Here is a 14,209-nt window from a genome sequence, read left to right as displayed (position 1 = left end):
CCCCCATGATGGGCCGCACGATCTTCATCGACCCGGGGCGCTGCATCGGCTGCCAGGCCTGTGTCTCCGCCTGCCGCGAATGCGACTCGCACCGTGGCACATCGATGATCCACCTCGACTACACCGACGAGGGCCACTCCGTCGCCTCCCTTCCCACCGTCTGCATGCACTGCGAGGACCCGGTCGCCCCCTGCGCCGAGGTCTGCCCCGCCGACGCGATTCTGGTGACCGCCGACGGTGTGGTGCAGCAGGCCGACACCACCCGCTGCATCGGCTGCGCCAACTGCGTCAACGCCTGCCCCTTCGGCGTACCGAAGATCGACCTGGGCGCGAAGCTCCAGCTGAAGTGCAACCTCTGCTACGACCGCACCGCCTACGGCCTCGCCCCCATGTGCGCCACCGTCTGCCCGACCGGGGCGCTCTTCTACGGGACCGTCGAGGAACTCCAGGCCGAGCGTCCCGGTGTCCAGGTCGCCGACACCTTCGTCTTCGGCGAGACCGAGGTCCGCACCGGGGTTGCCATGGTCGTCCCCGCCGAGAAGGTGCGGTGGCCGGTCCCCGGCGGACTGCCCGTCGTCGAGATCAACGGGAAGGACGTCCGCCGATGAGCGTCACCGAACAGCAGCAGGGCGGGGACCACCCGGCCGGAGGAGACCCGCGCGAGGCGCTCCAGGACCGGATCGCCGCCGACTCCCTCACCACCCGGCGCGACTACCTCCGGATCGTCACCACCGTCTCCGGCGGTCTCGCCGTCGGCGGCATCGGCGTGGCCGCGGGCATCCTGCACCGCCACGGCGACAACCCAGACGGCAAGGCCCCCGAGGCGAAACGCATCGCCCAGCGGCTCCCGCCCGGCGAGTCCATCGCCTTCCGCTACCCGGGCGAGGAGGACCGGGCCGTCGCCGTCCGCCTCGATGACGGCACCCTCGTCGGCTACTCCGCCGTCTGCACCCACCTCGCCTGCGCCGTGCTCTGGCGCAAGGACCGGGGCCGGGAGGGCGAGCTGTACTGCCCCTGCCACGAGGGCGTCTTCGACGCCCGCTCCGGTGAGGTGACCGCCGGTCCGCCCCCGCGCGGGCTCCCGAAGGTGGTCGTCATCGAGGAGGAGGACGGCAGTATCTGGGCCGTCGGGACCACCCGCTCCGGCGAGAGCGTCGAGGCTGGCCTCTGCCGTCAGCTCGGCGGCGAACGCCCTGACATCGCCGCCCGTATCGGCTGCCCCGACATCGGTGGTGGCGCCGAATCCCCGCCCCGGGCACCGGGACCCGGCGCTTCCCGCACCTCCGCTGCCACCGAGACCCCGGGCGGGCGGGCATGACCGACGTCCCGCACCCCGAGCAGCCGCTGCCGCCCCCGGGCAGCCACTACCCGACGTACCAGCCGGGCAGCGCCGACCCCGCGCTGAACCGGCCCGTCCACGAGCGGTATCCGCAGATCCGCCCCACCAGCGGCTACGGAGACCCGCGCGTCCGCCACACCGGGCCCGGCCCCGGCGCGGGCACCGACCAGGAACCCGAGCGCTCCTCGAAGCTGACCGCCCGCCTCGCCCTGGCGATGACCGTGGTCGTCGGCCAGCTCTGGGGCCTGACGGTGCTGGTCGACGAGTGGATGGAGGGCAACACCGGAACGGCCTGGTGGGGAGCCGGCTTCCTCTGCCTGTCGTTCCTCGTGGTGCTCGGCCTGTGGCTGCTTGACCCGAAGGACCGCTGACGGCTGAGGGGCCCGGGGGGCCGACGAGGGATGGCGGGCCCTGAGGACCGGTGCGGGCCGCCCCGCCCGGCGGCGGCCCGCACCCCGTCGCCTGCCGCCGTACCCTGGAAGCATGAGTGCCGCCCCCGCCCCCGGTCCGCGAGACGAGAAGCAGCAGCCGCAGGCACAGCCGCCGCAGGGACCGAAGCCGAAGCCCAAGCCGGCTCTGGTCTTCGACGATCCGCTGGACCAGCAGTCCGCGGACGACACGGACCGAGGGTGGGGCGAGCGGCCCTCCGGAGGCTCCGGCGCCGCCGACCTCGCGCGCTTCCTCGACGAGAAGCCGCCCCACCACATCTGAGCCCTCGGCCGACGGGCTACCGCTCCCCGTCCCGGCCCGGCAGCGCCCCTCCGTCCCCGCCCGGCCCACCGGCACCGAACCCACCGGGACCCGCCGCGCCACCATCGCGCTGCGCGACCAGGGCGTCGCGGATCTCCTTGAGCACCTCCAGCTCGCTCACCTCCAGCGTCTCCTGCACGCCCTCCTTGGCGGCCTGCATTGCGGCCCGCCGGGCCAGGTACTTGGCCATCGGCAGCACCATCAGGAAGTACACGACGGCGGCGGTGATCAGGAAGCTGAGGGTGGCGCTGAGCACCGATCCCCACAGGATCTCGATCCCGTCCATCTCGCCGGTGGCCGGGTCCGTGGTGCAGGGGCCCCTGAGGCAGGAGCTGTAGTTGTCCAGGTCCTGCGTTCCGAACGCACCGACCAGGGGGTTGATGACGCCCTTGACCACGGCGTTCACGATGTTCGTGAACGCGGCGCCGATGACGACAGCCACCGCGAGGTCGATCACGTTGCCGCGCGTCAGGAAGGCCTTGAAGCCCTCCAGCAGACTGACCTTCTTCTCGCTCACAGGTGAGCCTTCTTTCGCATGTGCGGTGACGGGAGCAAACTGCTCCGCCACCTAAGGCGGGAGAAGGCAACAGTGTCCAATCCGGTAATGCCCACGGGTGACTTGAGAGCGCGTCAGTTCGCATCGGACACCGCCACCGCCAGCCGCCCCGAAGCGCCCGCGCCCAGCAGCGCCGTGGCGGTGGACCGCTCCACGGACAGCATCACCAGAGCCCCCTCCGGTGCCGCCCTCATGCCACTCACCCCCTCACCACCGCCCCGGAGGCCACCGTCACCGGCGGCCCGGCCCACCGGCACCTGGGCCACCCGCACCCCGCGTGCCACCAGACGGGCGTCGGCGCCCGCCCCTCCGACCGCGATCACATCGACGCGGTCCCCGGGGCGCAACAGCCGTACCGTCTCGGCGTCCGCGATCCGCACCGGCGCGGAGACGAGGCGCGCCGACGGGCTCCCTGACCCCACCGTCGGATCGGACAAGGCCGGATCGGACACGGCGGCGCTGTCCGAAGCCGTAGGGCCGGGCGCGGCGCTGCCGAGGCCCGTGGTGGCCAGCGCCGCGCCCACCAGAGCGATCCCCGCGGCGATCGCGCGTCGCTGTCTGCGCAGCATCCGCCGCAACCGGTACCCCCCACCGCCCCGCACCCGCAGCGGCGCGAACGGCCCCACTCCGGAGGGGGCGGGCGGCGGCGCCGGGGGCCGGGCGGGGAAAGGGGACGGAGCGGGGGAGGAAGACAGGGGCGGAGACATGGCTTCACCTGCAATCGGAGGCGATCAAACGAGGGGAGCCCGGCCGGAGGTCCCGGCCGAACTCCCCTCACGATCCACGCTCCGCACGCATCCCGCTGAGACCTGTGGACAACCCCGGGCTTGTGGAAAACTCCGTCACCCGATCCGGTACCCCGGCCGCCCGCGAGGTGCTCCTCAGCGCGAGTACGCCCCTACGGCAGCGCGACCCCCGTGTCGAGCCCGTCCAGCGCGTGGGCGCAGGCGCAGGTGCGGGCCCCGGCCTCCGGCATCCCGCCCACGGCGTCGAACAGCACCGACCGGAGCCGGTCCACGTTGGCCGCGAAGACCTGGAGCACCTCCTCGTGGGAGACACCCTCACCGGCCTCCGCGCCCGCGTCCAGGTCGGTCACGAGGGTCAGGGTCGTGTAGCAGAGCCCCAGTTCCCGGGCGAGCACGGCTTCCGGATGCCCGGTCATCCCGACCACCGACCAGCCCATCGCCGCGTGCCAGCGGGATTCCGCGCGGGTGGAGAAGCGCGGCCCCTCGACCACCACGAGGGTGCCGCCGTCCACCGCCTCCCAGCCCCGTCCGCGCGCCGCGGTGAGCGAGGTCTTCCGCCCCTCGGGGCAGTAGGGGTCGGCGAAGCCCAGGTGCACGACGTTGGGTACGGTCCCGTCGGCGCGGGTCTCACCGTCGTAATAGGTCTGCACGCGGCTCTTGGTGCGGTCCACCAGCTGGTCCGGGACGAGCAGGGTGCCCGGGCCGAACTCCGGGCGCAGCCCGCCGACGGCACAGGGGCCGAGCACCTGGCGGACCCCGACGGAGCGCAGCGCCCAGAGGTTGGCGCGGTAGTTGATGCGGTGGGGCGGCAGATGGTGGGCGCGGCCGTGGCGGGGCAGGAAGGCCACCCGGCGGCCGCCGATCTCGCCGAGGAAGACCGAGTCGCTGGGCTTCCCGTAGGGCGTGTCCACGGAGACCTCGGTGACGTCCTCCAGGAAGGAGTAGAAGCCCGAGCCTCCGATGACCCCGATCTCCGCCTCCGGCGCCGTACCCGCGATGTCTGTGCCGGAGCTCGTCTCCGTATGTGCGTTCACCATGCGGTCACCGTATCCGGGCGGGCCTGCGGAGCCGCGCCCGGGAAACGCGCGGACCCCGCCGAGTGGATCGGCGGGGTCCGGTGAAGCGTGTGGGGCGTACGTCGGCTCAGGCGGCCGACGTACCGCTCGACGAGGCCGACGCGGGCGCCGACGACGAGGAGGAAGCGGAGGACGACGACGAGGACGAAGCACTCGACTTCGCGTCCGAACTTGTTGACGTCGACGAGGACGACGAACCGGAGTCGGCCGACTTCGAGCCCGACGTCGCCGGCGTGCTGCTCGACGAGGAGCCGCGACTGTCGTTCCGGTAGAAACCGGAACCCTTGAAGACGATGCCGACCGCAGAGAACACCTTCTTCAGGCGTCCGTCGCAGCTCGGGCACACGGTCAGGGCATCATCGGTGAACTTCTGCACCGCCTCGAGGCCCTCGCCGCACTCGGTGCACTGGTACTGATAGGTCGGCACTTGCTCCTCCTGGCACTCTCACTCAGTGAGTGCTAACGACGCTCCATACTGACGTATTCCGCGGGATCAGTCCACCATGACCGGCTCGCGGTGACCGATCCCACGTGCGACGGTCCGGCCCGCGGACCTCGGGGCCAGCCGTGAGCGCAGGGCCAGCAGGGTCGCCAGCGCCAGTACGGTACCGGCCAGCGGGACCAGGAATCCGGTGCTCGCACCGTGGGCGTCGGCGAGCTGTCCCGCCACGGTCACGGCGGCGGCCTGGCCCAGTGCCACGGCGCCCGTCAGCCAGGTGAAGGCCTCGGTGCGGGCGCTGGCGGGGACCAGTGAATCGACCAGCGTGTAGCCGCTGATCAGGGCCGGAGCGATGCAGAGGCCGACCAGCAGGCCGAGTCCGGCCAGCAGCGGTACGGAGTGCACGGCCCAGAGGCCGGACGCCATGAGGGTCAGGGCGACATAGCCGACGACGAGGCGGCGCTGCGGGCTGCTCTTCCAGGCGATCGCGCCGCAGACGATGCCGGCCAGCATGTTGCCCGCCGCGAAGATCCCGTACAGCAGGCCGTTGACGCCGGGGTGGCCGATCTCCTCGGAGAACGCCGTCAGCGAGACCTGCATGCCGCCGAAGACCGCGCCGATGCCCAGGAAGGCGACGACGAGGACCCGGACGCCGGGGACGGAGAGGGCCGAGGTGTGCGGCCGGTCCGCCGTGGCGGCGGGGCGGGGGGCGGGCTGGGTCGCGCGCTGCGCGGCGAAGAGCAGGCCGCCGATCAGGGTGAGGGCGGCCTCGGTGACCAGACCGGCCGCCGGGTGCACGCCGGTGCACAGCGCGGTCGCGATGACCGGTCCGAGGACGAAGGTGAACTCGTCCGTCACCGACTCGAAGGCGGCTGCCGTGGACATCAGCGGGGAGGCGGGCCGGTCCGGGGTGGCCCCCAGCATCGCGGCCCAGCGGGCGCGCACCATCGGGCCGATCTGCGGCACCGAGGCGCCTGTGGGCACCGCGGCGGCGAACAGGGCCCACAGCGGCGCGTCAGCCAGCGCCAGCGCGGTCAGGGCGCCGACGGAGGCGGTGTGCAGCAGGACGCCGGGCAGCAGGACGGCCCGCTGGCCGAACCGGTCGGCGAGTTTGCCGCCCTGGGGGGCGACCAGAGCCATGGAGACGCCGGCGACGGCCGCGACGGCGCCCGCGGAGCCGTAGGAGCCGGTGGTGTGCTGCACGAGCAGCACGATGCCGATGGTCAGCATCGCGAAGGGCTGCCGTGCGGCGAAGCCCGGAAGGAGGAAGGTCCACGCACCGGGGGTGCGGAGCAGTTGCCCGTATCCGGGGCGGTCGGTGACCGTGTCTGCCACGGTCCTTGCCTTTCTGCCGCCTGGTGGCAGTGCTTCCCAGCGCCTTTGTGGGGCGGGCCGGACGGAAGCGGCCGAGAGCTGTCCTCTTCGCGCGGAACTGCGGTAGATGCCGGGCGACCCGCTGCCATCGGCGAAGAGACGCCGAGCTATGAGGCACCACGACCGCCATACGGTCGCGCCAGCTCTGCATCAGACAGAGTTGGTCGATCAGTGTGCCTTTCATCGTACAGGCAGGAAGCCCTGTACACCTGTGAATGCGTACAGGGCTTCCCGGGGAGCCTGTGATCCGCGTCCTATGAGCGACGCGCGTTCGCACCACCTGTGGTGGGGGCGTCGTCGGCCGGTCCGAGCTTCTTGACCGGCCGGACCGGTTTCACGGCCTGCCGGACGGCGGATCCGCCCGCCGTCGAGGGCTTCGCGAGCCGGGGAGGCGCGGGATGGCCCGGCGTACCGGACACCGTGCCCGTCCCCAGCCACCCGGCCAGCTTGCCGCCCTCGCCGACCGCCCGGAGCCGGGCCTCGGCCTGGTCGCGCACCGGATCGGTCGCCACCACCAGCAGCTCGTCGCCGCGCCGCAGGACCGTGGTGGGGGAGGGCACGAAGCTCTCGTTCTCGCGGACCACCAGGGTGACCGCCGCCCCGGCCGGGAGCCGTAGCTCACCGACCTCGACGCCGTGCATCTTGGACTTCTCGGGGATGTCGACCGAGAGCAGATGGCCGCGCAGCCGCTCCAGCGGGGCGGACTCGACGCCCAGGTCGTCGGCCTCGGCATCGTCGTCGGCGATCTTCAGCTTGGCCGCGACCCAGGGCAGGGTCGGGCCCTGGATCAGCGTGTAGACGATGACCAGGACGAAGACGATGTTGAAGATCCTGGTGCTGCCCTCGACCCCGGAGACCATCGGGATGGTCGCCAGGATGATGGGCACGGCCCCGCGCAGTCCGGCCCATGACATCAGGGCCTTCTCGCGCGCCGGCAGCCGGAACGGCGCCAGGCTGAGGAAGACCGACAGCGGCCGGGCCACCATGGTCAGCACCAGACCCACCACGACGGCGGGCCAGAAGTCCTGGACCAGGTCGTGCGGAGTGACCAGCAGGCCGAGCAGCACGAACATGCCGATCTGGGCCAGCCAGCCCAGCCCGTCGGCGAAGCCGCGGGTGGCGGGCCAGTGCGGCAGCTTGGCGTTGCCGAGGATCATGGCCGCCAGGTAGACCGCCAGGAACCCGCTGCCGTGGGCCATGGCGCCCGCCGCGTACGCCATCACGGCGATGGCCATCACGGCGATCGGGTAGAGGCCGGAGGCGGGCAGGGCGACGTGCCGCAGCCCGAGCGAGCCCAGCCAGCCCACGGTGATGCCGATGGCGGCGCCGATCGCCAGCTCCAGGGCGATCTCGCCGATCAGCAGATACCAGTGCTCCACCGGGCCGACCGCGGAGAACGCGACGACCAGAATGACCACCGGGGCGTCGTTGAAGCCGGATTCGGCCTCCAGCACACCGGTGATCCGGGACGGCAGCGGCACTCTGCGCAGCACGGAGAAGACGGCCGCGGCGTCGGTGGAGGAGACGACCGCGCCGATGATCAGGGCCTGGCGCCATTCCAGGCCGACGAGGTAGTGCGCGGCCGATGCCGTGATGCCCACGCTGATGCCGACGCCCACGGTGGAGACCACCGCGGCCGCGGGTAGAACGGGACGGACCTCTTTCCACTTCGCCCCGAGTCCGCCCTCGGCGAGGATGACGACCAGGGCGGCGTAGCCGATCACCTGGGTCAGCTCGGCATTGTCGAACTTGACGTCGAAGATGCCGTCCTGCCCGAGGGCGATCCCGATGCCGAGATACAGGAGCAGGCTGGGGAGCCCGCTGCGCGAGGAGATCCGTACCGCCGCCACGGCGACGAGCAGGACGAGCGAGCAGACGAGCAGGAGTTCGTTGAGCGCGTGGACAGTCAGGGTCCGTTCCTTCCCTGCGTGCGCCTGCCGGATCGTCCTCCGGCAGCCAGTTACTTCGTTACCTTACCTAATCTTTAACGTTTCCTTGACGGCTTCGGCGATCGCATGAAGGCCGCACGTCCCCATACAGGGGATACGCGCAAATGGATGCATCCCCATACCGCGTCCGAGTGGCTTCACGGCTGCGCCTATGGTTGCTCCTGCACTCCCAGGACCACCCTGCCCCTCGAAGGACAGCGATGCCCGCCAATACAACCGACTCTTCCGGTCCTTCCGACAACGCGAGGAAGCCCGGCAGGAAGAAGGGGCGCCGCGTCCGCCTTCTTCTGCTCGTCCTGGTGCTGGCGCTCGTCGCGGGTGTCGGGTTCGGCGCCTACTGGTCCGTCTCCACGGTGCGGGCCTCGTACCCGCAGACCACCGGAATGATCACCCTCGAAGGCCTTTCCGGCGACGTCGAGGTCAAACGGGACTCCTACGGCATCCCGCAGATCTACGCGGACTCCGACGCCGACCTCTTCCGGGCCCAGGGTTTCGTCCAGGCCCAGGACCGCTTCTGGGAGATGGACGTCCGGCGCCATATGACGGCGGGCCGGCTCTCCGAGATGTTCGGCTCCGGCCAGGTGACGACCGACTCCTTCCTGCGCACGCTCGGCTGGCGCAAGGTCGCGCAGGAGGAGTACGACAAGGTCCTGGACGAGGACACCAAGAAGAACCTCCAGTCGTACGCGGACGGCGTCAACGCGTACCTGAAGGGCAAGGAAGGCCGGGACATCTCGGTCGAGTACGCGGCGCTGGGGCTGACCAACGACTACAAGCCCGGCAAGTGGACCCCGGTCGACTCGGTCGCCTGGCTCAAGGCCATGGCCTGGGACCTGCGCGGCAACATGCAGGACGAGATCGACCGCTCGCTGCTGACCAGCCGGCTCGACAAGGACCAGATCCGGGACCTGTACCCGGACTACCCGTACGAGACGCACAAGCCGATCGTCGACCGGGGCGCGGTCTCGCGGGTCACCGGCAAGTTCGACCCGGAGGCCACCCCGTCCGAGGGCATCGGCTCGGGGACCCCGCAGGGCGCCACCGAGGGCCTGAACACCCAGCTCTCCGCGCTCTCCGACACCCTGGACGAGATCCCCGCCCTGCTCGGCCCCAACGGCAACGGCATCGGGTCGAACTCCTGGGTCGTCGACGGCAAGCACACGACCACCGGCAAGGCGCTCCTCGCCAACGACCCGCACCTGGCGCCGATGCTGCCCTCGCTCTGGTACCAGATGGGCCTGCACTGCCGGGAGCTCTCCAAGTCCTGCCAGTACGACACCGCGGGCTACACCTTCTCCGGGATGCCCGGTGTGATCATCGGCCACAACCAGGACATCGCCTGGGGCCTCACCAACCTCGGCGCCGACGTCACCGACCTCTTCCTGGAGAAGGTCTCCGGCGACGGTTATCTGTACGGCGACAAGGTGAAGCCGTTCACCACCCGCGAGGAGACCATCAAGGTCGCTGGCGGCAGGGACCGGAAGATCACCGTCCGGGAGACGAACAACGGGCCCCTGGTCTCCGACCGCAGCAAGGAACTGGACAAGGTCGGCCAGAAGGCCCCCGTTCCCAACGCCGCCCCCGACCGCGCCGACGGGTACGCGGTCGCGCTGAAGTGGACCGCCCTCCAGCCGGGCAAGTCCATGGACGCGGTCTTCGCGATCAACCGGGCCAAGGACTTCACCACCTTCCGGGCGGCCGCCAGGAACTTCGAGGTCCCCTCGCAGAACCTCATCTACGCCGACACCGAGGGCAACATCGGCTACCAGGCGCCGGGCACCATCCCGGTCCGCCTCAAGGGCGACGGCACGCTGCCCAGCCCCGGCTGGGACCCGGCGTACGGCTGGGCGAAGGAGCCAGTCCCCTTCGACGAGCTGCCCTACGAGTACAACCCCGAGCGCGGCTACATCGTCACCGCCAACCAGGCCGTGATCGACGAGAGCAAGTACCCCCACCTGCTCACCAAGGACTGGGGTTACGGCACCCGAAGCCAGCGGATCAACGACCTCATCGCCCAGAAGATCAAGGGCGGCGAGAAGGTCTCGACCGACGACATGCAGAAGATGCAGATGGACAACACCAGCGAGATCGCCGCGCTGCTGGTGCCCGAGCTGCTGAAGATCAACATCTCCGACCCGAGCGTGCGTGAGGCGCAGAAGCTGCTGGAGGGCTGGGACTACACCCAGGAGCCCGACTCGGCGGCAGCCGCGTACTTCAACGGCGTCTGGCGCAACATCCTCAAGCTCGCCTTCGGCAACAAGCTGCCCAAGGAGCTGCGGGTCAAGGGCGACTGCATCAACGTGCCGCCGGCCAGGAACAGCGGCCCGGCCGACCAGCAGAAGAAGCTCGTACGAGAGTGCGGCCAGCGCGACGGCGACTCGGCGCAGCCGGACGGCGGGGACCGCTGGTTCCAGGTGGTCCGCGACATCGTCGAGGACCAGGACAGCGAGTGGTGGAAGGCGCCCGCCAGGGGCCGCGAGGCCGCGCTGGAGAACCGGGACGACCTGTTCGGCCGGGCGATGGGGGACGCGCGCTGGGAGCTCACCGCCAAGCTCGGCAAGGACATCTCCACCTGGAGCTGGGGCCGGCTGCACCGGCTGATGCTGAAGAACCAGACCCTCGGTACCGAAGGGCCCGATCTGCTCCAGCGGGCGCTCAACCGCGGCCCCTGGAACCTCGGCGGAGGCGAGGCGGCGGTCAACGCCACCGGCTGGAACGCGGCGAGCGGCTACGAGGTGATCTGGGTGCCGTCGATGCGGATGGTCGTCAACGTGGGGGACTGGGACAAGTCCCGCTGGATCAACCTCACCGGCGCCTCCGGGCACGCGTTCAACGCCCACTACACCGACCAGACCGACAAGTGGGCGGGCGGTGAGCTGCTGGACTGGTCCTTCGGTACGGACGCGGTCGGCGGGTCCACCGTCGACACGCTGACACTGAAGCCGTAGAGGCCTTCGCGGCGCCTGATCCGCCGTCAGGCGGTGAAGTGCCGCGCTCCGGCCGGGGTGACCACGGCGTCCACGGGGTGGTCGTGCGGTTCCACAGGGACCCGCGCGACCACCTCGTCCGCGTACAGGAGCACGATGAGCGCCGGGTGCGCCCCGGCCGCCGCGAGCCGGGCCAGCACCCGGTCGTAGCTGCCGCCGCCCCGCCCCAGCCGCATGCCCGCGCCGTCCACGGCCAGCCCGGGCAGCAGCACCGCGTCGGCCTCCACGACGGCGGCCGGGCCGAGCCGGGGGCCGTCCGGCTCCAGGAGCCCGCGCCCGGCGGGCAGGAGGTGCTCCGCGCCCCCGTACACCGCCCAGTCCAGGTCGTTGTCGGCCAGGAGCACCGGGAGCAGCACCCGTACGCCGCGCTCGCGCAGCGCGTCCAGCAGGTCCCGGGTCCCCGGTTCGCGCCCCACGGAGACATAGGCGGCGACCGTTCGGGCGTCAGCCAGTTCGGGGAGTGCCAGTGCGCCGGCCGCGAGAACCGCGGCGGCCTCCCTGACGTCCTCCTTGGTCAGGAGGGCGCGCTCGGCGAGGAGTTGGCGCCGTAGGGAGGCTTTCGCGGGCGCCTTCACGGGTGCCTTTCCGGACTTGTCAGGGTTCATTAGAGACTCGCACGGTTCTCGTATGGGCATATTTAAGGGCAAAGTTAACCGGAAGCTCATCTTCCGTGTGTGTGCACCCATTAAGGTTCTGCGCATGACTCAGTCGCTCTCCAGGATCAGCAAGGCCGTCATTCCGGCAGCAGGTCTCGGAACTCGCTTCCTGCCCGCCACGAAGGCCACTCCCAAAGAGATGCTGCCTGTCGTCGACAAGCCGGCCATCCAGTATGTCGTCGAAGAAGCCGTCGCGGCGGGCCTCTCCGACGTACTGATGATCACCGGTCGGAACAAGCGTCCCCTGGAGGACCACTTCGACCGCAACTACGAACTGGAGTCCGCGCTCACCCGTAAGGGAGACGCCGAACGTCTCGGCAAGGTCCAGGAGTCCAGCGACCTCGCCACCATGCACTACGTGCGCCAGGGCGACCCGCGCGGCCTCGGCCACGCCGTGCTCTGCGCGGCCCCGCACGTGGGCGACCAGCCCTTCGCGGTGCTGCTCGGCGACGACCTGATCGACCCGCGCGACCCCCTGCTGGCCCGCATGGTGGAGATCCAGGAGCGGGAGGGCGGCAGCGTCGTCGCGCTGATGGAGGTCGACCCCTCCCAGGTCCACCTGTACGGCTGCGCGGCCGCCGACGCCACCGTCGACAGCGACGTCGTCCGGGTCACCGGCCTGGTCGAGAAGCCGGAGCCGGCCGACGCGCCCAGCAATCTCGCCGTCATCGGCCGGTACGTCCTGGACCCCGCCGTCTTCGACATACTGCGACACACCGAGCCGGGCCGGGGCGGCGAGATCCAGCTCACCGACGCCCTCCAGCTGCTCGCCCAGGACGAGAAGATCGGCGGCCCCGTGCACGGCGTCGTCTTCAAGGGCCGCCGCTATGACACCGGTGACCGCAGCGACTATCTGCGTGCCATTGTCAGACTGGCGTGCGAACGTGAAGACCTGGGACCGGACTTCCGGACCTGGCTCCGCAAGTACGTCGCCGAGGAGATGTAACCCGTGAGCAGCACGATCTGGTCGGTGGACGAGCACCTGGACGACATCCTCGCCACGGTGAGGGCGCTCGAACCCATCGAGTTGCAGCTGCCCGACGCCCAGGGCTGCGTCCTGGTGAAGGACGTCGTCGTGGAGGTGGCCCTGCCGCCCTTCGACAACAGCTCCATGGACGGCTACGCGGTGCGGATCGCCGATGTCGAGGGGGCGAGCGAGGAGTTCCCCGCCGTCCTCACGGTCATCGGCGACGTCGCCGCGGGCAGCGCGGGGCTCGCCGACGGCCAGGTCGTGGGACCGGGACAGGCCGCCCGCATCATGACGGGCGCCCCGCTCCCCGCCGGTGCGGAGGCCGTGGTCCCGGTGGAGTGGACGGACGGCGGTACGGGCGAGGGCCCGGCCGCCGCCATGCGCGCCCACTCCGACGCGCCGGAGGGCGCCGCGGGCGAGGTCCGCGTCCACCGGTCCGTCGAGGCGGGCGCCCATGTCCGCGAGCGCGGCAGCGACGTCAAACCCGGCGACCTGGCCCTGCGCGCCGGGTCGATCGTCGGCCCGCCGCAGATCGGGCTGCTCGCCGCGATCGGCTGCTCCACCGTCGTCGTACGCCCCCGCCCCCGGGTCGTCGTCCTCTCCACCGGCAGCGAACTGGTCCAGCCCGGCGAGGAGCTGACGGGCGGCCAGATCTACGACTCCAACAGCTTCGCGCTCACGGCCGCCGCCCGGGACGCCGGAGCCATCGCCTACCGGGTCGGAGCGGTCACCGACGACGCCGAGACCCTGCGCGCCACGATCGAGGACCAGCTGATCCGCGCGGACATCGTCGTCACCACGGGAGGCGTCAGCGTCGGCGCGTACGACGTGGTCAAGGAGGCGCTCTCCTCCGTCGGCGACGAGGACGAGCCGGGCAGCGGGATCGACTTCCGCAAGCTCGCCATGCAGCCGGGCAAGCCGCAGGGCTTCGGCTCCATCGGCCCCGACCACACCCCGCTGCTGGCCCTGCCGGGCAACCCGGTCTCCAGTTACGTCTCCTTCGAGCTGTTCGTCCGCCCCGCCATCCGCGCCCTGATGGGCCGCACGGACCTCCACCGCCCCACCGTCCGGGCCGTCCTGTCCGTCGACAAGGCGCTCACCTCACCCGCCGGGCGCCGCCAGTTCCTGCGCGGTACCTACGACGAGGAGGCGGGCACCGTCACCCCCGTCGGCGGCTCCGGATCGCATCTGATCGCCGCCCTCGCCCAGGCGGACGCGCTGATCGTGCTGCCCGAGGAGACCACCTCCGCCGAGCCCGGCACGGAGACGGACGTGATCCTGCTCCGCTGACCGCCGTCCGGTGGCGGTACGGTATCTGCCGCCGTGCCTTCCGGAGATCCCCCTCCGGGTCCCGGGCCGATGGGCGC

Annotated in this window: 14 protein-coding genes; 7 read left to right on the top strand and 7 right to left on the bottom strand. The window is 71.2% G+C overall.

Annotated elements, in window-relative coordinates; translation table 11 throughout:
* Window positions 1-5: 5 nt before the first annotated feature.
* The 4 genes from D6270_RS13345 to D6270_RS13330 all read left to right on the top strand — a co-directional run bounded on the left by D6270_RS13345 (window position 6) and on the right by D6270_RS13330 (window position 2,050).
* Window positions 6-608: a 4Fe-4S dicluster domain-containing protein gene (locus tag D6270_RS13345; protein WP_109165192.1), complete on the top strand. Its 603-nt coding sequence runs from the start codon at window positions 6-8 to the stop codon at window positions 606-608.
* Window positions 605-1,318 (top strand): QcrA and Rieske domain-containing protein, encoded by a 714-nt coding sequence (locus D6270_RS13340; protein ID WP_109165193.1) that lies wholly within the window; start codon window positions 605-607, stop codon window positions 1,316-1,318. Before D6270_RS13345 ends, D6270_RS13340 begins: the two co-directional genes overlap by 4 nt.
* A complete protein-coding gene (locus D6270_RS13335; protein ID WP_109165194.1) occupies window positions 1,315-1,710 on the top strand; it encodes a hypothetical protein in 396 nt (131 codons plus the stop codon). The genes D6270_RS13340 and D6270_RS13335 overlap by 4 nt, the downstream gene beginning before the upstream one ends.
* Before the next feature lie 112 nt (window positions 1,711-1,822).
* A complete protein-coding gene (locus tag D6270_RS13330; protein ID WP_109165195.1) occupies window positions 1,823-2,050 on the top strand; it encodes a hypothetical protein in 228 nt (75 codons plus the stop codon).
* A gap of 16 nt (window positions 2,051-2,066) precedes the next feature.
* On the opposite strand, the gene D6270_RS13325 is transcribed toward D6270_RS13330, so the two are convergent.
* The 6 genes from D6270_RS13325 to D6270_RS13300 form a co-directional block, all read right to left on the bottom strand.
* The gene (locus tag D6270_RS13325) at window positions 2,067-2,606 is read right to left on the bottom strand and encodes an MscL family protein (protein ID WP_109165196.1); all 540 of its coding nucleotides are present in this window, start codon (window positions 2,604-2,606) and stop codon (window positions 2,067-2,069) included.
* 113 nt (window positions 2,607-2,719) lie between these two features.
* Entirely contained in the window at window positions 2,720-3,352 is a 633-nt protein-coding gene (locus D6270_RS13320; RefSeq protein WP_109165197.1) for a hypothetical protein, read from the bottom strand.
* A 191-nt stretch (window positions 3,353-3,543) separates the two neighbouring features.
* Entirely contained in the window at window positions 3,544-4,428 is an 885-nt protein-coding gene (locus D6270_RS13315; RefSeq protein WP_109165198.1) for an S-methyl-5'-thioadenosine phosphorylase, read from the bottom strand.
* Between the two features lie 106 nt (window positions 4,429-4,534).
* The gene (locus D6270_RS13310) at window positions 4,535-4,894 is read right to left on the bottom strand and encodes an FmdB family zinc ribbon protein (RefSeq protein ID WP_109165199.1); all 360 of its coding nucleotides are present in this window, start codon (window positions 4,892-4,894) and stop codon (window positions 4,535-4,537) included.
* A gap of 66 nt (window positions 4,895-4,960) precedes the next feature.
* Complete coding sequence (locus D6270_RS13305; RefSeq protein ID WP_109165200.1) at window positions 4,961-6,241, bottom strand: MFS transporter; 1,281 nt, start codon at window positions 6,239-6,241, stop codon at window positions 4,961-4,963.
* 293 nt (window positions 6,242-6,534) lie between these two features.
* Window positions 6,535-8,130, bottom strand: coding sequence for a potassium/proton antiporter (locus tag D6270_RS13300; protein WP_239476879.1), 1,596 nt, complete (start codon window positions 8,128-8,130; stop codon window positions 6,535-6,537).
* Between the two features lie 299 nt (window positions 8,131-8,429).
* On the opposite strand from D6270_RS13300, the gene D6270_RS13295 reads away from it, so the two are divergent.
* Window positions 8,430-11,177: a penicillin acylase family protein gene (locus tag D6270_RS13295; RefSeq protein WP_109165202.1), complete on the top strand. Its 2,748-nt coding sequence runs from the start codon at window positions 8,430-8,432 to the stop codon at window positions 11,175-11,177.
* A gap of 26 nt (window positions 11,178-11,203) precedes the next feature.
* Here the strand turns inward: D6270_RS13295 and D6270_RS13290 are convergent, their stop codons facing one another.
* Window positions 11,204-11,821 (bottom strand): 5-formyltetrahydrofolate cyclo-ligase, encoded by a 618-nt coding sequence (locus tag D6270_RS13290; protein ID WP_109165203.1) that lies wholly within the window; start codon window positions 11,819-11,821, stop codon window positions 11,204-11,206.
* Between the two features lie 94 nt (window positions 11,822-11,915).
* On the opposite strand from D6270_RS13290, the gene galU reads away from it, so the two are divergent.
* Both galU and glp read left to right on the top strand, forming a co-directional pair.
* Window positions 11,916-12,818, top strand: a complete 903-nt coding sequence (gene galU, locus D6270_RS13285; protein ID WP_109165204.1) for a UTP--glucose-1-phosphate uridylyltransferase GalU — start codon at window positions 11,916-11,918, stop codon at window positions 12,816-12,818.
* A 3-nt stretch (window positions 12,819-12,821) separates the two neighbouring features.
* Window positions 12,822-14,132, top strand: coding sequence for a molybdotransferase-like divisome protein Glp (glp, locus tag D6270_RS13280; RefSeq protein ID WP_109165205.1), 1,311 nt, complete (start codon window positions 12,822-12,824; stop codon window positions 14,130-14,132).
* Window positions 14,133-14,209: the final 77 nt, after the last annotated feature.

Source organism: Streptomyces griseus subsp. griseus, from assembly GCF_003610995.1.
Taxonomy (GTDB): Bacteria; Actinomycetota; Actinomycetes; order Streptomycetales; family Streptomycetaceae; genus Streptomyces.
The sequence above is the reverse complement of the archived record's forward strand: the minus strand, read 5'-3'. Positions and strand labels throughout refer to the sequence as shown.